General features: G+C 32.8%; 21 protein-coding genes. 4 read left to right on the top strand and 17 right to left on the bottom strand.

Features of this window, described 5'->3' with window-relative positions; genetic code table 11:
* Nucleotide 1: 1 nt before the first annotated feature.
* The 11 genes from DZ64_RS0110025 to DZ64_RS0109975 form a co-directional block, all read right to left on the bottom strand.
* Nucleotides 2-337, bottom strand: a complete 336-nt coding sequence (locus tag DZ64_RS0110025; RefSeq protein ID WP_024788356.1) for a hydrogenase maturation nickel metallochaperone HypA — start codon at nucleotides 335-337, stop codon at nucleotides 2-4.
* The gene (locus tag DZ64_RS0110020; RefSeq protein ID WP_024788355.1) at nucleotides 330-851 is read right to left on the bottom strand and encodes a 4Fe-4S dicluster domain-containing protein; all 522 of its coding nucleotides are present in this window, start codon (nucleotides 849-851) and stop codon (nucleotides 330-332) included. Before DZ64_RS0110020 ends, DZ64_RS0110025 begins: the two co-directional genes overlap by 8 nt.
* 20 nt (nucleotides 852-871) lie before the next feature.
* On the bottom strand, nucleotides 872-1,951 hold the full coding sequence (locus DZ64_RS0110015; protein WP_024788354.1) for a nickel-dependent hydrogenase large subunit: 1,080 nt from the start codon (nucleotides 1,949-1,951) through the stop codon (nucleotides 872-874).
* On the bottom strand, nucleotides 1,941-2,456 hold the full coding sequence (locus tag DZ64_RS0110010; protein WP_024788353.1) for an NADH-quinone oxidoreductase subunit C: 516 nt from the start codon (nucleotides 2,454-2,456) through the stop codon (nucleotides 1,941-1,943). Before DZ64_RS0110010 ends, DZ64_RS0110015 begins: the two co-directional genes overlap by 11 nt.
* Nucleotides 2,453-2,956, bottom strand: coding sequence for a 4Fe-4S binding protein (locus DZ64_RS0110005; RefSeq protein ID WP_024790418.1), 504 nt, complete (start codon nucleotides 2,954-2,956; stop codon nucleotides 2,453-2,455). Before DZ64_RS0110005 ends, DZ64_RS0110010 begins: the two co-directional genes overlap by 4 nt.
* A complete protein-coding gene (locus DZ64_RS0110000) occupies nucleotides 2,953-3,381 on the bottom strand; it encodes an NADH-quinone oxidoreductase subunit B family protein (protein ID WP_024790417.1) in 429 nt (142 codons plus the stop codon). The genes DZ64_RS0110005 and DZ64_RS0110000 overlap by 4 nt, the downstream gene beginning before the upstream one ends.
* Nucleotides 3,378-4,340, bottom strand: a complete 963-nt coding sequence (locus DZ64_RS0109995; protein ID WP_024790416.1) for a respiratory chain complex I subunit 1 family protein — start codon at nucleotides 4,338-4,340, stop codon at nucleotides 3,378-3,380. Before DZ64_RS0109995 ends, DZ64_RS0110000 begins: the two co-directional genes overlap by 4 nt.
* Nucleotides 4,327-7,809 carry a complex I subunit 5 family protein gene (locus DZ64_RS0109990; protein ID WP_024790415.1) on the bottom strand — a complete coding sequence of 1,161 codons (3,483 nt, stop codon included), beginning with the start codon at nucleotides 7,807-7,809 and terminating at the stop codon, nucleotides 4,327-4,329. The genes DZ64_RS0109995 and DZ64_RS0109990 overlap by 14 nt, the downstream gene beginning before the upstream one ends.
* 132 nt (nucleotides 7,810-7,941) lie before the next feature.
* On the bottom strand, nucleotides 7,942-8,361 hold the full coding sequence (locus tag DZ64_RS0109985; protein WP_024790414.1) for an FxsA family protein: 420 nt from the start codon (nucleotides 8,359-8,361) through the stop codon (nucleotides 7,942-7,944).
* 1 nt (nucleotide 8,362) lies between these two features.
* Entirely contained in the window at nucleotides 8,363-10,087 is a 1,725-nt protein-coding gene (locus DZ64_RS0109980) for a proline--tRNA ligase (protein WP_024790413.1), read from the bottom strand.
* The gene (locus DZ64_RS0109975) at nucleotides 10,087-10,332 is read right to left on the bottom strand and encodes a S4 domain-containing protein (RefSeq protein WP_024790412.1); all 246 of its coding nucleotides are present in this window, start codon (nucleotides 10,330-10,332) and stop codon (nucleotides 10,087-10,089) included. The genes DZ64_RS0109980 and DZ64_RS0109975 overlap by 1 nt, the downstream gene beginning before the upstream one ends.
* Before the next feature lie 53 nt (nucleotides 10,333-10,385).
* Here DZ64_RS0109975 and DZ64_RS0109970 point away from each other — a divergent pair, with 53 nt between their 5' ends.
* On the top strand, nucleotides 10,386-11,588 hold the full coding sequence (locus tag DZ64_RS0109970; RefSeq protein ID WP_024790411.1) for an argininosuccinate synthase: 1,203 nt from the start codon (nucleotides 10,386-10,388) through the stop codon (nucleotides 11,586-11,588).
* Between the two features lies 1 nt (nucleotide 11,589).
* Here the strand turns inward: DZ64_RS0109970 and DZ64_RS0109965 are convergent, their stop codons facing one another.
* The 4 genes from DZ64_RS0109965 to DZ64_RS0109950 form a co-directional block, all read right to left on the bottom strand.
* A complete protein-coding gene (locus DZ64_RS0109965) occupies nucleotides 11,590-12,315 on the bottom strand; it encodes a DMT family transporter (RefSeq protein WP_024790410.1) in 726 nt (241 codons plus the stop codon).
* Nucleotides 12,299-12,397: a hypothetical protein gene (locus DZ64_RS14285; RefSeq protein WP_369792125.1), complete on the bottom strand. Its 99-nt coding sequence runs from the start codon at nucleotides 12,395-12,397 to the stop codon at nucleotides 12,299-12,301. Before DZ64_RS14285 ends, DZ64_RS0109965 begins: the two co-directional genes overlap by 17 nt.
* Before the next feature lie 138 nt (nucleotides 12,398-12,535).
* A complete protein-coding gene (locus DZ64_RS0109955) occupies nucleotides 12,536-12,949 on the bottom strand; it encodes a rhodanese-like domain-containing protein (protein ID WP_024790409.1) in 414 nt (137 codons plus the stop codon).
* A gap of 61 nt (nucleotides 12,950-13,010) precedes the next feature.
* Nucleotides 13,011-13,652 carry a phosphoribosyltransferase gene (locus tag DZ64_RS0109950; protein WP_024790408.1) on the bottom strand — a complete coding sequence of 214 codons (642 nt, stop codon included), beginning with the start codon at nucleotides 13,650-13,652 and terminating at the stop codon, nucleotides 13,011-13,013.
* Nucleotides 13,653-13,951: 299 nt separating this feature from the next.
* Between DZ64_RS0109950 and DZ64_RS0109945 the strand changes: the two genes are divergently transcribed.
* On the top strand, nucleotides 13,952-14,557 hold the full coding sequence (locus DZ64_RS0109945) for a sterol desaturase family protein (protein ID WP_024790407.1): 606 nt from the start codon (nucleotides 13,952-13,954) through the stop codon (nucleotides 14,555-14,557).
* Complete coding sequence (locus DZ64_RS0109940) at nucleotides 14,557-15,879, top strand: chloride channel protein (RefSeq protein WP_024790406.1); 1,323 nt, start codon at nucleotides 14,557-14,559, stop codon at nucleotides 15,877-15,879. Before DZ64_RS0109945 ends, DZ64_RS0109940 begins: the two co-directional genes overlap by 1 nt.
* Here DZ64_RS0109940 and rgy read toward each other — a convergent pair.
* Together rgy and DZ64_RS13585 are read right to left on the bottom strand one after the other, a co-directional pair.
* On the bottom strand, nucleotides 15,865-17,259 hold the full coding sequence (rgy, locus tag DZ64_RS11230) for a reverse gyrase (protein ID WP_051430045.1): 1,395 nt from the start codon (nucleotides 17,257-17,259) through the stop codon (nucleotides 15,865-15,867). The genes DZ64_RS0109940 and rgy overlap by 15 nt on opposite strands.
* Entirely contained in the window at nucleotides 17,225-17,401 is a 177-nt protein-coding gene (locus DZ64_RS13585) for a hypothetical protein (protein WP_236618764.1), read from the bottom strand. The genes rgy and DZ64_RS13585 overlap by 35 nt, the downstream gene beginning before the upstream one ends.
* A gap of 72 nt (nucleotides 17,402-17,473) precedes the next feature.
* Here DZ64_RS13585 and hcp point away from each other — a divergent pair, with 72 nt between their 5' ends.
* Nucleotides 17,474-18,904 (top strand): hydroxylamine reductase, encoded by a 1,431-nt coding sequence (gene hcp, locus DZ64_RS0109930; protein ID WP_024790405.1) that lies wholly within the window; start codon nucleotides 17,474-17,476, stop codon nucleotides 18,902-18,904.
* Nucleotides 18,905-18,982: the final 78 nt, after the last annotated feature.

Genomic DNA, 18,982 nt, shown 5'->3' with positions numbered 1-18,982 from the left:
ATCACTCCTTTAACTCAATATATTCTATATGCATTTCTTCACCGCTTATTATTTCCGTTTTTTCACTTCCGCATACAGGACAGTGAAAATCAAAACCTTTTATTTCACTCTCACTTCCACATTCAAAACACTTTATTTTAATACCTACTTCTATTATTTCCATTTCGGCATTTTTACAAACGGTATTTTCTTTGAAAAAATCAAAACTCTCTTTTAAAAAATAGGGCTCTATCCCGCTCATTTTCCCTATTTTTACCACTATTTTTTCAACTTCTCTGTTTTTTGCATGTTTTTCAACAAGTTTCATCATAGATTGAACAATTGATAGCTCATGCATCCTGATTTAATCTTTCAAATGCGTTTTGTTGTTTTCTTTTTTTATATTCATCATAGTCTATAAGCTCAATCGCATCAGTAGGGCAGATGTTTACACATGCCTGCTTTCCTTCCTCTCCGCCGCACAAATCACATTTAATCGCAACAAGTCCGCTGACGTTTGTAGAATTGCTTTTTGCCATATTTATAGCACCGAAAGGGCACACCATCGCACAGCTTCGACATCCTATACAGTCGTCTTCGTAAATTTTTACATAATTGTTTTCATATCTTATAATGTCTATAGGGCATGCCTCAACACACGGCGCATCTTCACACTGCATACACTGCATCGGGGCAGTTATTCCGTTCATTTTAATAACAGTATTTCTGTGTATCAATTCAACTCCCCCGTTTAACGCCTTATCATAAGCTTCTTCAAAGGGAACACCCATATGTTTAGCCGCACATGCAAGCTCACAGTTCAAACATCCTATACATTTTTTAGGATCAGCAAAAATAAACTTATTAGCCATTATTAATTCTCCTTTTTATTTTATCTTTCTGTACATGAAATACAAGGGTCGATACTGTTGAAAATTACAGCAACATCACTTAATTTATTGCCCGGAATCATCACCCTGAGAGCTTCCCAGTTCATATATGTAGGCACCCTCCATCTCATCCTTTCGGGTTTTTGCCTTCCATCGGCTTTAAGATAATATATAAGTTCTCCCCTCGGGGCTTCGGTTCTTGTTACTGCTTCGCCGGCAGGAATATGAGGTCTTTTATCAAGTACATAAGGACCCTCCGGTAAATTAGTTACAGCTTCTCTTACAAGCCTTATTGATTCTTTTATTTCTCTCCATCTGACTTTTGTTCTTGCATGTACATCGCCGCTCTCTTCCAACATAACATTTACCTTCAATTCGTCATAAGCGGCATACGGGGCTTTTGCCCTAATGTCATTATTAACACCGCTTCCCCTGGCAGTCGGTCCTGTAACACCTAAACGCAAAGCATCCTCTTTTGGTAAAACACCGACTCCCACAGTCCTTGCTTTTACAATTTTATGATTAAAATAAATATCCATTAATTCATCCACCTGAGGTTCAAGTTCATCAAGTCTTCTTAAAATATATTCAATCTGGCCTTCATCGAGGTCATATTTAACACCTCCAAGTGTATTTGCGCTCATATCCATTCTGTTACCCCAGATTGATTCTTTGATATCCTGCATAATTTCCCTGGCTTCCATTGTCTGTGTCATTAAAGAATGAAAACCGACCAAATGGGCAAGCATACTTAAATTGAACATATGCGATGCTATTCTTTTTACTTCATCCGCCACAACCCTTAAATAATTCGCCCTTTTACTGACTTCAATACCGGCAATTTTTTCCACCGCCATTACATAAGTAAAAGGATGATTGTTAGAACAAAGTGAACAGACCCTTTCTGTAAGAATTAAATTTTGAAAAAAATTTTTCTGCATTGCAAGATATTCTATACCCCTGTGGACAAAACCGTTTATCATATCTACATCTTTAACCGTTTCACCTTCTAAATCTATTTTAAAATAAATAGGCTCTTCCAGTCCTATGTGAAAAGGGCCTATAGGTATTTTAGTGCTCATGCTTTTCCCTTTCACTTTCTATTTTTTCCCACATACAACAAGTCGCCGCCCCGTTCATCGCCTGAGACAAAGGCATATATTCCCCGAGTATCCCCTCAGCTATACTTTCATCAAGAAACAGTCTTTTTGGATTTGGATGACCTACAAGATTTATTCCAAACATTTCTTTAAATTCCCTTTCCGTCCAGTTTGCACTGTTTAGAATAGGGGTTATTGAATCAACTGTATCATCAAAAAGTTCAACCTCTACATTAACAAGCATTCCGTCAATATCCAGATGATACACAAGTACATGATGGTCGTCTTTTTTATATGCGCTTATAATTACACATCTTCCGCCGAAATCCTTAATAACCTGTGCAACATGCAAAATATCCTTTCTGTTGAAAAGTTTAAGCCAGATTTGTATATTTCCTTTTGCATCTGTTTCTTCTCTTAAAGAATATTCACCCGTAATTCTCTCTTTTAATTCGGTAATTACTTTTTGTTTCAATGTTTCTTTCATTTATAAAGCCTTTCAAACGCTTTTTTCTGTCTGCATTTTGAACAGAGTTTTGTGAGTTCTTTAATAGTTTCATTTACATTAGGATATGCCCTTTTTAAAAGAGCTTCACTTGCAGGCACAAACATTCTACCGCAGCTTTCACATTTAATTTCACTGATTACGGCTACAGTGGTAAAACGGTATTTTTCTTCTTCTGTATTAGCCGTATGAAAATCATTTGTAAGTTTTATAGCCCCCGTCGGACAGAAAAACTCACAATTTCCACAAAAACAGCATGTGTTATACCACGTGGTATGAACATATGCGTTTTCATTTTTTGTGATATGTATAGCACCTGAGGGGCATACTTCTTCACATGTTCCACAAGCTGTACAGGCCTTGGCATCCACTTTTAATTTACCCCTTAACTTATCCGGTATAAATGTATCTCCGAAAGGATACGGGTCTGTTACAGGGCCTTTTAATAAATTCCTTATTGCAATTTTTAAAAATCCGCTCATTTTTGATTCCTTATTCTTTCTTTCCATATTTCAAGAGCTTTTGCAACACCGTCAATAATAGCCTGAGGTCTTGGGGGACATCCCGGCACATTTACATCAACTTTTACATATTTATCAAGCGGTCCCTCTATGGAATAAGAATCCCTGAAAATCCCGCAGCTTGTAGGACACGTTCCAACAGCAACCACCACAAAAGGATTTGGCAGTTCGTCCAGCACTTCAATTAAATACGGTTTACTTCTTGCGGTTATAGGACCGGTAACCAACAATATATCCGCATGTTTAGGACTTCCTGTATATCTGCATCCAAGTCTTTCCACATCATATCTTGGAATCATAGCCGTTGTAGCAAGTTCAACATCACATCCATTGCAGCTTCCTGTATTTATCCTGAATAAAAAAGGACTTCTTGTAATAATACTCATATTAATCCTTTTACAGACAAAATTACCAATATTAATGTAATAAGTGCCAGTGTAGTCGGCACGGTAAGTAAAAATTTAAATCCCTGATCAATCCTGAAACTAGGCAAAGTTGCATGCAAAACAGAAAAAAACATAACAAACACAACTGTTTTTAAAACAAACCAGATTAAATTAATAACGATATCGTCGGTTATGGCAACAGGAAAGAAAAATATTTGAAAAACTATGCTGAGCAACACTATTTTCATTGCATCAGTCATTTCATAAATAGCCAGAGGAATTGAACTGTGTTCTATCAGAAAACCGTCCATTACATCAGCGTCATTATGATGGGCAATCTGAAAAGGAGGCAGCTCAAGGGTCGCCAATACAAAAATTATAAAAGCAATAACTGCTGGCCAGAATTTCCAGTCAAACAAAAAACTTCCGTGAACCTGCTGATATTCCATTATTTTTTTAAGTGAAAAAACAACATCCCCTCCCCCTACATAAATGGCAATACTGACAGAAATTATTACAAAAACCATTTCATATACAAGCATCAATTTAAGTTCTCTGTTTACCGCTATAGCGGCATAAGGGGAACTTGATGCACCGCCTCCTAATATATGGGCAATGGCCGGAAGCGCCATTACATATATCAATACAATTAAATCACTGTTTACATTTGTTCCTTCATATACACCCGGAACAGGTACAAAATAAAGCATTGCAAACATTCCGGCAAACCCTATTAAAGGAGCATAAATAAAAACAGCCTCTTTTGAATCTTTTGGAACCAAAATTTCTTTATTAAAAAGTTTGATAACATCAATAAAATTTTGATAAATAGGAGGTCCTATTCTTCCCTGAAGCCTTGCAACCACAATTCGCTCGAGTGAAAGCATAAAAACACCTAAACAAAGGGCAAACAAACCTCCCGGAAAAATTAAAAAATGAATAATATTAGCGCTCAACATAGCCTCCTTTCAATCCGAATATTTTTTTAACGATATAAATAATCGCATTTATAAGTTCAGTGACACTTTCATAAAAGTTTTTGGCATTGATATGAAGTTCCCTGTCGCTTAAATCCCTAACACCTGAAAGGAATATATGTGTTTTTCTGATTTTTTTATTATAAGTAAACATTAAATAAGCTATTATAACGGCTAATAATATATAAATGGAAAGTGTCAATAAATTAAGTACATCTCCGCCCATACAGACAGAACTTAGCGTGATGCATACAGGTTTGTATCCAAAATTTTGGATAATTAAATTTATAGGTTTTAATGCAATATAGGGGAATATTCCCAAAACAATATTCAAAACGGCCAGAATTATCATAGGAAGGCTCATATACCAGTCCACTTCTTTTATATTTTCGAATTTTTTATCTACTTTTCCAAAATATGCGCTGTGCATAAATTTTACAAACACCAATAAAATCATCACACTTCCTAAAATTGTCAAAACAGCCAAAAAGTCATATCCTTTTGACATTAAGGCGTGATATATTATCCATTTTGATACAAAACCGCTGAACATAGGCACACCTGCCGTCGAAAACACAGCAATCACAAACACTGCAAAAGTAATAGGCATTTTTCTTGCAATTCCTCCGAGGTCATTTAACGAATCTATTCCGGTCTTATAAAAAATAGCCCCAGCACTTAAAAACAGCAAATCTTTAAAAAACATATGGTTTATTAAATGCAAAAGCCCTCCGGCAAGTCCCTGGGAGGTCAATAAAGAAACACCGGCAAAAATATAACCTATCTCACCTACTGTTAAGAAAATTAAAAGTCTTTTCATTGAATTGGTAAGCAGTCCGAAGCTTGCCCCCATAATAATGGTAATCACACCCACAACAGCTGCAAAATGTCCTATATCTTCTATTACAAACAATTTAGAAGCGCTTATACCGGCTGCAGCCAAATAGATAACCATTACAAACATAAACGGACCTGTTTTTAACATAACAGAAGAAATATATCCGCTTATAGGAGTCGGGGCAGGTTTTGGGTGCATTTGATAATCTATTCTGAGAGGAAGTTGTGCAGCTTTTGCCAAAAAGCCTATAGTTAATAAAACTAAGGCAAAAATAACTTCATTTGTTAAAGGAATATGTTTTATTATATCAATAACATTTCCATACTGCATTATAACACTTAAACCTATCATTATTATACCAGCACCAGTAAAATTATAAAGCAGATATTTTGTGGCTTCCTGAATCGAAAATGAATCTTCCTCATGAACAAGGGCTATATATAAGGCCCATCCGCCCATTATTTCCCAGTAAAAAAACATTGAATAAATATTTTTGCTGAGAGCCACACCTAAAATCCCGACTATCATTATCATAAAATTGGCAAAAAATCTGTAAGGCTTATGGGAATGATCCATATACCTCGTAGCAAAAAGAAAATTCATTACAGCCATAAACAAAACAAGACCTGCAAAAAAGCTGCCAAAACTGAATTTATCTGCAAACACAGTTAAAAGTGCCAAAAATGAAAAAGAAGCGGCGGTAATTCCTGCTGTTTTACTTGTTTTTCCAAACAGATAAACAACTATCGCACCAATTATCATAATCAAAACACTTATTGGAAACTCTAATGTGAAATGTGGCAAATTAACATTTATTTTTAATGTAGAATTTATGGCCGCTACTATAAAATCAATAACGCTTTGAGGAAAAATTCCAAGCAGCAATGAAACAAAAGCCAAAATATATACAGCTGCTACTTTTATTCCCTTAACATCTGAAAATTCTCTTTGCGGATTCATTAAAAATATATATCTAAACACCCTGAGCATTGCAATAAACCCTATTAGCCCCCCGATTACAAGTGAAAATGCAACAATATAATTACTTTGTTTCATTGCGGCATATATCACCAAAAATTTTGAATTAAAATTTCCAAACGGAGGAAAAGCACTTAGGGCAAAAACACCGACACCTAAAGGAAAAGCCAAAAGGGGCAGTTTTTTTCCTATCCCTTTTAAATCTTCAAGATTTCTGCTTCCGGCACTCAAAATCAACAATCCCGCACTTAAAAACAATAAATCTTTAACAACGGCATGGTTTATTATATGATAAATTGCCCCGCTTAAAGCCGCAGTGCTCATAAGCCCCAAAACAGTAACTATTTCCCCTATTTGACCAATAGTAGAATAAGCAAAAAGTCTTTTTATATCTTTTTCATAAAGTGTTTTAATTTCTCCGTAAAAAAGAGTTATTAATCCAATTGTTATTAATAAATAAGAAAAAATTTTGTTTTGAAATCCGAGAAAATAAACCAAAACAATAATTCCGAAAATACCCGCTTTTGTTAAAATACCTGAAAGAGGGGCTGAAATACTGCTTGGTGCTGCCGGATGGGCAACAGGAAGCCATTGATGAATCGGTACAATACCCGCTTTTACCCCAAATCCTATAAGCATTAATATAGCAACCGTTAATGAAACACTTTTTATTTCAATAAAATTTTCTATTCCCAAAGAATAATAATGCGAAAACGCTAACTGCAAGAAATATGCCCCCGCAATACACATAACAAAATAAAGTTTTGCAGCTTTTATTGATTCGTCACTTCTTGAGTGCATAATTAATAAATATGAAGTTATTGTCATACTCTCCCAAAAAAGATAAAAACTCTCAAAACTGCTGCTTAAAGGTATTTCTATCAAAGCAAGCGTTAAAAGTCCTAAAAAAGTATAATAAAAAGATTTATATTTTTTTATGTAATCTATTGAATAAATAAAAACCATTGCCATTATAAAAGCAAACACCAATGCAAAAATACCATTTATTCCGTGATAATTAAATCCGAATGATATATGGTAAGCATTGATATTACTGAATTTTCCCGGCAGTATTAAATAAATCTGCGGAAGTAAAAACACCAAAATTCCGGCAATCGTAAAAATTGAAATAAGCAATTTATTAGTTACATTTTTTAAACTTTCGCCTTTTTTAAATACAATTGTTTCAAAAATAGAAATTAAATAAACAGCCTGAACAATATTGATTGCCACAATCAAATATCCAAGTTCAAACATTCCAGAAGCTGTAATTGAATTTAAAATCAGCTGTTTTGATGTAATTAATGAAATTCCGAGACTTCCAAATATTGAAAAACCGAAAATTACACCCCATTTATTAAATCCCACACCTGCCAAATCGCTCAGTTTAAACGAATTTTTATACCTGAAAAATTCAAACAGCATTAAAAAAGCCAAAATCCTGAATACAAACTGATATTCAAGATGCAAAATCACAGCGCTTAACGCACCGCTGCCAAGAAGAACAACACCTAAATACAAAATTTCAGCACCGCTTGCAACAATAAACGAATTTTTTACATTTTCCCTGTTTATTAAAGCAAAAACCTTGAGTAAGAAAATTATAAGTAAAAATAAAAAAATTACGCCTTCCACTCCTGCTCCTTTAATGATTAATTATTCATATTTTAAACATAAATTTAATTTTTACTAAATATTTTGAGAATTATAAGAAAAATTAATGAATGAGTGTTTATTTTCTACACACAAAAGGAGTAAAAGAGTGGATTAGTCCTTTTTAGGAATCTCCTCTATTATTTCTACATCAATTATATCATCATCATTTTTATAGGTTTTATGATAAAAATTATTTCGAGGAAAAAGTTTTTTTGCAACTATTCTTGCAAACGGCTCAAACAAAAAAAGAATACCTATAATATCACTGAAAAATCCGGGTAGTATAAGTAAAACAGCCCCGATTAATTTAAAAAGCCCGATTGAAAGAAATTCTTCCTGACTAATTTCCCTTTTCATTAATTTATGCATATTGGTGCTTAGTGACAAATCAAGAGTTTGTAATATATAAACACCGACTCCGGCGGTTAACAGAATTTCCAAGAAAAATCCTAATGGAGTAAAAACCCTCATAAATTCATAAGAAAAAAGGATTTCTAAAAAAAGATATATTAAAAAATATATGAGTCCCATATCAGCCCTTGTTTATAATTTCCATAATTTTTTCGAATACTTCATTTGCATTTACTTCAAATTTTTTACCTGTTTTTCTATCCCTTATCTCTACTTTGCCATCTTTAAGTTTCTTACCGACAATTACCCCGACAGGTAATCCTACCAGCTCAAAATCAGCAATTTTTGGACCAAATCTCTCAGCCCTGTCATCAAGTATTGTTTTAATTCCGGCATTTGTCAAATTTTCATAAAAACTCTCCGCAAACTCAAATTGGTCTGTTTTCTTAACATCCCCTACAAGAATATCAACAACAAAAGGAGCTATCTCTTTTGGCCAGATGATTCCTTTATCATCATGGTTTTGTTCAATTGCAGCAGCTATAAGTCTGCTGACCCCAATTCCATAGCATCCCATAACAAAAGGTTTTGCTTTTCCGTTTTCATCAAGAAATGTTGCGTTCATTTTTTCGCTATAAGCAGTACCCAGTTTAAAAATATGCCCTACTTCAATCCCTTTTGTAATTTTAAGAGGTGCTCCGCATTTTGGACACAAATCTCCAACTTTAACTTTTGCTATATCTCTGTAAATAGTCAAATTACCAAGCAGATTTGCATCAAGAAGCCCCGCGCCTTTTATGTGATAATCTTTTTTATTTGCACCGCATACCAATTCTTCGGCACCTCTTAAATCATCATCAATTACATATTTTATATTACCTGGAAGTCCAAAAGGACCTATAAAACCTGGAACCAATCCAGCACTCTCTATTTCTTCTTCGCTTGCATCAACTAAATCAATTGCGCCAAGTGCATTTTTGGCTTTTGTTTCTTCAAGATCGTCACTGCCTCTTATGAAAAACACCACTATTTCTTCATTAGTTTCAAAGACTGCTTTTTTAACAACCGCTTTTATAATAAAATCTTTATCTATTCCTGTAAATTCACTTACCTCATCAATTGTTTTAATATCTGGGGTATGGATTTCTTCAATTTCATCAGTTTTTATCGGATTCTCTTTTTTAATATGTTTTCTTTTGGCAACCTCGATATTTGCTGCATAATTACACTCGCTGCATACCACAATATCATCTTCGCCTGTATTTGCAAGAACCATAAATTCTCGGCTTCCGGTACCTCCAATTGCGCCGCTGTCTGCCTCAACCACCCTAAAATCAAGTCCCAACCTGCTGAAAATTTTTTCATAAGTTTCCTGCATTAAATTAAATTCCCTATCCAAATCATCCCTGCTTGAATGAAATGAATAAGCATCTTTCATTATAAATTCCCTTCCTCTTAAAAGCCCAAATCTAGGTCTTGCCTCATCTCTGAATTTTAAATTTATCTGATACAAATTAATAGGAAGCTGTTTATAACTTTTTACATAACTTCTTACCAAATCAACAACACTCTCTTCATTTGTAGGTGAGAGGACAAATTTTTGACCTTTTCTGTCTTCAATCCTTAGCAGTTCATCTCCGTATTTTTTAGCCCTGCCTGTCTCTTCCCACAGTTCATAAGGTGTTACAAAACTCAGCATTACTTCCTGAGCCCCGGCTTTGTCCATCTCCTCTTTTATAATAGCCCTTATATTATCAAGTACCATTTTTCCAATAGGAGTAAAATCATATATTCCTGCCGCAACTTGCTTTATATATCCGCCTCTTATTAAATAAATATGACTTGGGGTTAGCGCATCTTTTGGCGTTTCTTTAAGTGTATATAAAAAAAATTTGCTCCATCTCATTAAAGCTCCTTAACATATTCATTTTTTTTACTTTTCGGAATTGTTTTGGTTTCGGGAAGTTTTAAAACATTATATTTTTTTATTCCGCTTAAATAGTGAATTTCTATTTTGTCACCTACTTTCACATCTTTACTTGATTTTACTTTTTTACCGTTAACAAAAACAACTCCCTCTTTGCACATTTCATCTGCCGTGCTTCGTCTTTTTACAATATTGACGGAATTCAAAAATTTATCAATTCTCAAACTATCCCTTTTTTAGTCAAATTATACTATAATTGCAATAAAAAAGGATATTTATGAAAGTTGTTTTAGCATATTCAGGAGGACTTGATACAAGCGTAATTTTAAAATGGCTGCAAGATAAATATAATGCTGAGGTTGTAACATTCACAGCCGATATAGGACAGGGTGAAGAAGTGGAAATTGCTAGGGAAAAAGCAATTAAACTAGGGGTAAAACCGGAAAATATTTTTATTGAAGACTTAAGAGAAGAATTTGTAAGAGATTATGTGTTTCCAATGTTCAGGGCTAATGCAATTTATGAAGGGGAATATTTGCTAGGAACCTCGATTGCAAGACCTCTTATTGCAAAAAGACAGATTGAAATAGCAAATCAGGTAGGGGCTGAAGCGGTTGCCCACGGTGCAACAGGAAAAGGAAACGATCAGGTAAGATTTGAGCTTGGATATTATGCCCTAAAACCTGATATCAAAGTTATTGCCCCTTGGAGAGAATGGGATTTAAATAGCCGGGAAAAATTACTGGCATATGCTAAAACCCACGGTATTCCTATCGAAAGGCACGGGAAAAAATCTCCTTATTCAATGGATGCAAATATGCTTCATATTTCATACGAAGGCGGAATTTTGGAAGACCCTTGGGCTGAACCTGAAGAAGATATGTGGAGATGGACTGTTTCACCTGAAAATGCTCCTGATAAACCTGAATATATTGAAATTGATTTTGAAAAAGGTGACGCTGTCGCAATAAATAGTAAACAAATGACACCGGCAAAAATTCTTGAAACATTAAACGAATTTGGTAAAAAACACGGAATTGGAAGAATTGATATAGTGGAAAACAGATTTGTGGGAATGAAAAGTAGAGGCTGTTATGAAACTCCAGGAGGAACAATCCTGCTTAAAGCACACAGAGCTATTGAATCTATTACACTTGACAGGGGTGAGGCTCATTTAAAAGATGAAATAATGCCAAAATACGCAGAACTTATTTATAATGGTTTTTGGTTTGCACCTGAGAGAGTTGCTCTTCAAAAACTAATTGATGAAACCCAAAAAAATGCAACCGGAACTGTAAGACTAAAACTATATAAAGGAAATGTATACGTAGTCGGCAGAAAATCACCATATTCATTGTTTAGCCCTGAATTTGCAACATTTGAAGAAGATAGCGTATATAATCAAAAAGATGCTGCAGGATTTATTAAATTAAATGCCTTAAGATTTATTATCGAAGGTTATGTAAAAAATAAAAAATAAATTAACTCCTTTTTAGGAGTGCTTTTACATCCTCTAAAGAGTATCCGTTTAAAATATAAACCCCTGTTAAACTGATTATTCCCCCTATTATTACAAATATATCAATTTTCTCTTTTAAAAATATCCATGATAAAATCACAGCACTAAACGGAACCAGAAATATATATGCACTAGCTCTCTTACCACCAATTACACTGCTTGCATAAAAATAAGCCGCAGTTGCAAATGTTGTTCCAAATACAGATAAAGAAAGCAGGTTAACCCATCCTTTTAAATCAATATCAAGTCTTGGTATTTTTAATTTTAAAAAAGTTAAATATATAAAAACAGTAGAAAATACAAACATTAAAAAACTAAACACCAATGAATTTTCTTTTTTTATTTTTGAACTGACTATAGTGAGTATTACCCACGTAACTGTTGCCAATAAAAAATATACTATCCCTTTATCATTTAAATTGAATCTCCAGATTTTTATTATTAAAAACGAACCAAAAGCTCCTAAAATTAAAGCTAATAATTCACTTTTTTTTAAAGCTTTTTTAGCAATCATGGCAAGTGCAAAAAATGTTAAAACAGGATTTAAAGTAGTTACTAAAACTCCGCCTAATGAAGCATTTCCAAAATGGTCCCCTAAAAAGAAAAAATAATTATATAAACAAAGCACTATTGCACAAATAAATGAATAAAAAATTTCTCTTTTGTCTATTTTAAAAGGTATTTTCATATAAATAATTACAAAAAAAAGTGTAAATGCCAGCAATTAAAAATCTATAAAAAATTAATTCATATGCACTGAAATAATCCATTAAAATTTTAGCACTGACCCAGTTACTGCCCCATGCAAACATGGCCAAATATAACATTAAAGATAGATTTTTCATTAATATCCGTTTTTTGAAGAAAGTATAATATATTTTGAGTTAATTTAGAAGAAAAAGAAGGAATTAACCTTCGGTGTGAGCTTTATGAGCTTCAACTAAATATTTAACATCATCTGCCAATACATAAACATTTTTATATCCAAGAACGTCTAAAAGCCCTTTTACCCTGTTTGCAAAAAATGCTTTCCTGCAAACTACTAAAATTGGCTGAGTTTTATCTTCAGGCAGTTCATCTATATAGTCTGTAAATTCAGTATATGGTGTGTAATATGCTGTAGGAATTCCAGCCTCTTCTGCATTTTCACCCTCTACCAAATTAGGTAAAGTCACATCAAGTACAACTGCACCGGCATCTTTAATAAGATCTCTTGCTTTTTCTATATCTACATTCCCTAAACCTATTTTTTCTTTATTAAGTTCAATAGCTTCTTTAAATCTTTCTACCGCTTCTTGTTCAAATGGTGTTAATTTTGCCATTTTACCCTCCTTTTTTAATATATTTTATTTATTATAACTAAAAAATCTTGAATTTGTCAAGTTATTTAAATTGAGACAGAATATTAATAACTTCTTCATCGCTCAATTGATGAAAATCTTCATACCATCTGCCGACACTCATAAAAAGTTCCGGTTTTTCAAGAATTATTAATTTGTGCGAAACACTTTTTAACATATTTTCCACTTCTTCATCTCTTGGAGCCACAGGGGCGGCAATAATTACACTTTTAGGATAATCTCTGACTATACTTTGTGCAGCCAGATACATACTGGCCCCCGTGGCCACTCCGTCATCCACCAATATTACGTCTTTTCCTTCAAGAAGTTTCGGCTCGATTTTATATTTTTCTCTTAATTTGGCAATTTCCTGGATTTTTTCCATTGCAATTTGCTGAATATAACTATCGCTTATACCAAGTTTTTCAGCCACATCTTTATTTATAAAAACCAATCCGTTTTCACTGACACTTCCAATAGCAAATTCCGCATTTCCTGGGGCCGGTATTTTTTTTACAAATAAAATATCAAGAGGGGCGTTTATCTCCTTTGCAATTTCTGCCGCCACAGGGATTCCTCCTCTTGGAAGCGCTACCACTACCGGATCTGTTATTAAACCTTCTTCTTTTAATTTTTTAATTTCTTTTGCCAGAAGTTTTCCTGCTTCAACTCTATTTTTAAACATTAAAGCCCTTTTTATTATAATTATATCAAACATTTAAAAATAACTACAAAGATAAAAATATTACAGCTCAGAGCTCCATTTTGCTAACGCACCACTCAAATTTTGCTAAAAATTGCAAACAGCTACGCAGCCCTAACGGGTTGAATGCAATTTTTTTAACGCAAAATTTTTGCTAAATTCCGCAACGCTATTATATTTTTACTTTTTCGTTATTTAGTTAGTGCCAACATTTGTTTAATTTTGTGTTATAATAAATTTTAATAATAATCATTAATTAATATTAATATTAAGGAGAAAAAATGAAAAACTTTATTTTAAAAATAACACAAAGCAAATGGAATTATTATTTAAGCCTGGCAACAGACTGTTTAACCGGTATAGTTTTTTTAATATTGGCAATATATTATTCAGACGATGTATGGGGCAGTGTTGCTTTATTTGTTGTAGGGGTTATATTTTTTACATTTTTGGAATACGCCGTTCATGCCTGGCTGTTTCACGGGAAAAAATCGATAGAAGTATTTGTTGAAGGACATGCACATCATCATCAAAATCCGTTTAGTTATGATGCTATGCCTTTTTTTATGAGCGCAGTTATTGCCTCTATTTTTGCATGGCTGTTTCACTTTTTTATGCCTTTAGGAGATGCTTTCGCAATAGTTGGGGGACTTGCTCTTGGATATTTTAATTACGGAATAATGCATCATATAATGCACAGACGTGAATTTGCAAGCAAATATTGGAGATATATGCAGGAATTTCATTTTGTCCATCATAAAAAGCCTAAAATGAATCATGGTGTTACAACTGATTTGTGGGACAGGGTTTTTGGGACGTATTATCAATGGAATAAAGACGATTTAAAAGGAATTGAAAAATTAAAAAGAATTAAGAAAAAAAATTAATGCTTTTTAGTGATTTTTTTAAAAAAATTACTAATAAAATCTCTTTAATAAGAGATTTTTTATTAGCTTCCATTATTACAGGGCTTATAAGCGGATTTTTTATTGTTTTCTATTATTATATAATGGAATATATTTCAAAAATCTTTTTCGGTTCAAATCCTATTTTTACTATTTCCACATGGCCAAAATGGTATATTTATCTAATAACTATTTTATCAATTTTAATTGTAAATTTCATAATTTATAAAGATAAAAATGTTAAAGAATACGGAGTTGAACAAATAGCGCAAATAGTAACCGAAAAAAAAGAGATGATTACCATAAAAACGCTTTTATTAAAAATAATTGCTTCAGCATTATCAATAGGAAGCGGATTTGCCATGGGAACAGAAGGCCCTTCTGCGGAAATCGGTGCAATGATAGGATATAAAATTCATTCACTTTTTAAATTTCCGGAAACACTGCTTAAACCAATGATAAGTATAGGTGCAAGCAGCGGAATCGCAGCTATATTCGTATCACCTATAACAGGTATTGCTTTTGCCATTGAAAGCATTGCTTATAATTTTATAAAAAGTTATATCACCTTTATTATAGTAGGCAGCCTGAGTGCTTTCAGCATTGCTTTAATATTTTTACAGCCTTTTACTTTCATATATTCAGCGGGTAGAATGATTAATTTTAAATATGTATATATTACCGCATTATTTATACCTTATATGACTTTATTAATTTATTTTTATCTGTTTATCCAAGATAAAATACTCTATTTTATGCATTTAAAGCTTTTCAATATTTTTAGGAAATATAAAGATTTAATTTTTGCTATTATCGGAGGAAGCGTAATTGCAACTATTTTAATAATTTCCCCTTATGCAGGATTTACCGGTCATAAAATAGTTTCACTTCTAATAAATAATGAAAATTTAAATATCTTATTTATTTTAGAAATCTTATTATTAAGAATAATAGCAACTACTTTTTCCATCTATTCAAACGCTATTGGAGGAATGTTTGTCCCGCTAATGAGTATAGGTGCTCTCAGCGGTTATCTGTTCGGTCTAATTTTACAGTATTTACATGTAGGAATAGGACTTGAACCGTTTTATTTTGCGGCAATAGGCTCTGCCGTTTTTATGGGTGTAATTATGAAATTACCGCTAACTTCAATAGTTTTATCTCTTGAAATAACAAATGATTATAATGTGGTTATAGCAACGGGATTTAGTGTTGCCATTATTTCATATCTTACAAAATTAAATTTTAATCTTAAAAAATTCAATACTATAAATATAGATTTTAATACATTAACTCACAAATAACTCGTTATATAATTTAATTAATTCATCTTTATAATCTTTTTTGCCGTTTTCCACTAAATCCATAATATTTTCAAGATCTTTTGTATAATTTTCATTAACAAATTTATATAAAGGATGTTTTTTTATTAAATCCAAAACCTTAAATCCCAACTTCGCGGCAAACAAAAATCCTTTTTTTTCCGTTATATATTTTCTTTTAAGCAGTTTTTCTATTGTAACGGCATATGTGGACGGTCTCCCTATTCCTTTATTTTTCATTTCATCAATAATTTCTGCATATGTATAAGGAGAAAATTTGCTTTTTTTCACAATACTTTTTTGAATATTGTATTTTCCCTCTTTTAATTCATAAATTTTAACCGGATAAACAAGATTAAACCCGTCTTCCAAAATTCCTGTAATAATCTCTATTTCTTTATCCAAGATGTTAAAAGTATCTTTTTTTAATATGGCTTCTTTCATCTGGGAAGCAATAAATTTTCTAAAAATCAAATCATATAATTTTAAATGGTTATAAGATAAATTTATATTTTTAAACACTAAAAAACTTTTAATCTCTTCCATATCCATAGTAGTGGTAGCCCTTATAGCTTCATGCGCCCCTGCACTTTCAAAACATCTTAATTTAACAAAATTTTCTCCAAAATTCTCTTTTATATATTCTTTCGCTATTGATTTACCCATATTAGAAATTCTAAAACTATCCGTCCTGTGATATGTAATAAATCCATTTTCAAAAAGATCCTGAGCCAGTTTCATTGTATATTGAGGTGAAAAATGAAGTTTAGAAGACGCTTCTTTTAAAAGAGTGGAAGTATTGAAAGGTTTTTCAAAAAGACTCTCTTTTTTGCTTTTAATCAGCTTAATTTCTAATTCGTCAGGAATATTTTCAAAAAATTCCTCTGCTTTTTTTTCTTCTTCAAATTCCCATTCAACTGTCAAATCGCTCAGTTTCACCATAACAACATTTGTTTTTTCTTTTAATTTTTGCGTCCTTTCACAAATCCAATTAAGTACCGGAGTTTGAACTCTTCCGGCAGATAAATGAACATTATGTAAATAATCTTGAAGATACAAAGAGAGATTAAAACCAATCCATCTGTCAGTTATTCTTCTTACAAACTGGGCGGCTACTAAATTTTTATCATAATATCTTAAATTATTCATAGCCTCAACAAATGCATATTTTGTAATTTCGTGAAATTCGGCCCTTTTTATATTTAAATTATAAGGTTTGTTGTTTAATATTAAATCAAATGCAATTTTTTCCCCTTCCCTATCCGGGTCTGTAGCAATTATCACTTCATTGACTTCAAAAGAAGTTAAATTTAAAGCCTTTAATATATTATAAAACCTTAAAAACAGGTATATATTTCTCAATCACCCCCCATTTTCCTTTTTCTTTTTCCAAATCAAAGTCGTGTCCTATACTTGCAGTAATTATCAAAACCCTCTCTTCTATCAAAATTTCATAAACACTTACACCATCTACGATTCTTCGGCTTAAAATTTTCAAATCCATTGATTATAATCAATGATTTAATTTAACAAATATTTTACAATGGGATTACAAAAAATAAAACAAGGAGTCAAAATGTTCGGATTATTCGGAAATAAAGAAACTAAAGAAACTAAAAAACAAGCTTGCGATTTACCATTTTTATGTTGGCAATGTGAAATGAGTGCACCTGGAGGATGCGGGAGCCACGGAGAAAGCAAAGGGGTATGTGGTAAAACAGCTACTAAATCAAGACTACAAGACCTGATGATTTACGGTCTAAAAGGACTTAGCGCATACAGAGAACACGCTAATGAATTGGTTCAGGAAGTCGGTGATGAAGAAGCAAGAAAAACATTAAAAGAAGTGGATGATGTTAACAGTGAAACATTGTATTTCACACTTACAAATGTTAACTTTAATTTTGATGAGCACATAGCACAGCTTATGAAAGTTGGAAATGCCGGTGTTAAAGTTATGAACTTATTAAGTGATATGCACACAAAGGCACTTGGAATTCCAACACCTGTTGAAGTTACTCAAAACAAGGCGGAAGGAAAAGGCATTATTGTTTCAGGCCATAATCTTGATATGCTTGAAAAACTGTTAAAAAGAATTGAAGAAAGAGGACTCAGTGATAAAATAAATGTTTATACCCATTCAGAAATGCTTCCAGCTCACGGTTATCCTCATCTTAAAAAATTCAAAAACCTAAAAGGAAATATCGGAAAAGCATGGTATGACCAAACTGATGTATTTTCTAAATGGCAAGGAACTTGTGTTGTAAATACAAACTGTATAGTTCCGCCTGAAAAATCACCAAAAGTCAAAAATTATGTAGATAGGCTTTATACATATAAAATTACAGGTATAGAAGGTGCTAAAAAAATAGAAAATGACAATTTTGACCCATTGATTGACCAGACTTTAAGTCTTCCTGATATTTCAGGATTCGAAAGCAACGAAAAAATTGTAACAGGTCATCATTATAAAACAGTGCTTGAAGGTTACGGGGCAAAAGTTCTTGACGCAATAAAAGAAGGAAAATTAAAAAGAGTATGGGTTATTGCCGGATGTGACGCACCTGGAAGAAAAAGAAATTATTTTAGAGAATTAGCACTTGCAGTTCCAAAAGACCATATTATTATTACATCAAGCTGTGGTAAATTTAGATTCAACGATGTGGATTTCGGAACTGTCCCTGGAACTGACATTCCAAGATATATTGACCTTGGACAATGTAATGATTCTAACGGTGCGGTTCATATTGCTTTAACTGTAGCAAATGCCCTTGGAATTGAGGATGTAAATGATTTACCTGTTTCAATTGCCCTAATGTGGATGGAACAAAAAGCGATTATTATTTTACTTGCACTTTTAAGTCTTGGAGTAAAAGATATTTATATCGGACCAAACGCTCCTCAATTTGCAAATGAAGATATAGTAAACTTCTTAGTTCAAAACTTCAATCTTGGAGTTATTTCAGGAGACATCCACAAAGACTTCGGAAAAGAATTAGCTTCTTAATTCTTTTTTTACGAGACCGTTCATAATTCCGTGTCAGCTGAGGAAATTATATCATAACTTTAAAGCATCATCTAATCT

It is taken from the genome of Lebetimonas sp. JH292, assembly GCF_000523275.1.
Lineage (GTDB): Bacteria > Campylobacterota > Campylobacteria > Campylobacterales > Nautiliaceae > Lebetimonas.
The sequence above is the reverse complement of the archived record's forward strand: the minus strand, read 5'-3'. Positions and strand labels throughout refer to the sequence as shown.

What these genes read in the sequence shown, in the direction of transcription:
- DZ64_RS14285 (WP_369792125.1), bottom strand. Translation starts at nt 12,397, where the DNA reads ATGGATTATTTCAGTGCATATGAATTAATTTTTTATAGATTTTTAATT.
- DZ64_RS13585 (WP_236618764.1), bottom strand. Translation starts at nt 17,401, where the DNA reads ATGGATTTGAAAATTTTAAGCCGAAGAATCGTAGATGGTGTAAGTGTT.
- DZ64_RS0109955 (WP_024790409.1), bottom strand. Translation starts at nt 12,949, where the DNA reads ATGGCAAAATTAACACCATTTGAACAAGAAGCGGTAGAAAGATTTAAA.
- DZ64_RS0110025 (WP_024788356.1), bottom strand. Translation starts at nt 337, where the DNA reads ATGCATGAGCTATCAATTGTTCAATCTATGATGAAACTTGTTGAAAAA.
- DZ64_RS0109985 (WP_024790414.1), bottom strand. Translation starts at nt 8,361, where the DNA reads ATGGGACTCATATATTTTTTAATATATCTTTTTTTAGAAATCCTTTTT.
- DZ64_RS0110015 (WP_024788354.1), bottom strand. Translation starts at nt 1,951, where the DNA reads ATGAGCACTAAAATACCTATAGGCCCTTTTCACATAGGACTGGAAGAG.
- DZ64_RS0109995 (WP_024790416.1), bottom strand. Translation starts at nt 4,340, where the DNA reads ATGTTGAGCGCTAATATTATTCATTTTTTAATTTTTCCGGGAGGTTTG.
- DZ64_RS0109980 (WP_024790413.1), bottom strand. Translation starts at nt 10,087, where the DNA reads ATGAGATGGAGCAAATTTTTTTTATATACACTTAAAGAAACGCCAAAA.
- DZ64_RS0110010 (WP_024788353.1), bottom strand. Translation starts at nt 2,456, where the DNA reads ATGAAAGAAACATTGAAACAAAAAGTAATTACCGAATTAAAAGAGAGA.
- hcp (WP_024790405.1), top strand. Translation starts at nt 17,474, where the DNA reads ATGTTCGGATTATTCGGAAATAAAGAAACTAAAGAAACTAAAAAACAA.
- DZ64_RS0109950 (WP_024790408.1), bottom strand. Translation starts at nt 13,652, where the DNA reads ATGTTTAAAAATAGAGTTGAAGCAGGAAAACTTCTGGCAAAAGAAATT.
- DZ64_RS0110020 (WP_024788355.1), bottom strand. Translation starts at nt 851, where the DNA reads ATGGCTAATAAGTTTATTTTTGCTGATCCTAAAAAATGTATAGGATGT.
- DZ64_RS0110000 (WP_024790417.1), bottom strand. Translation starts at nt 3,381, where the DNA reads ATGAGTATTATTACAAGAAGTCCTTTTTTATTCAGGATAAATACAGGA.
- DZ64_RS0110005 (WP_024790418.1), bottom strand. Translation starts at nt 2,956, where the DNA reads ATGAGCGGATTTTTAAAAATTGCAATAAGGAATTTATTAAAAGGCCCT.
- DZ64_RS0109970 (WP_024790411.1), top strand. Translation starts at nt 10,386, where the DNA reads ATGAAAGTTGTTTTAGCATATTCAGGAGGACTTGATACAAGCGTAATT.
- DZ64_RS0109965 (WP_024790410.1), bottom strand. Translation starts at nt 12,315, where the DNA reads ATGAAAATACCTTTTAAAATAGACAAAAGAGAAATTTTTTATTCATTT.
- DZ64_RS0109945 (WP_024790407.1), top strand. Translation starts at nt 13,952, where the DNA reads ATGAAAAACTTTATTTTAAAAATAACACAAAGCAAATGGAATTATTAT.
- DZ64_RS0109940 (WP_024790406.1), top strand. Translation starts at nt 14,557, where the DNA reads ATGCTTTTTAGTGATTTTTTTAAAAAAATTACTAATAAAATCTCTTTA.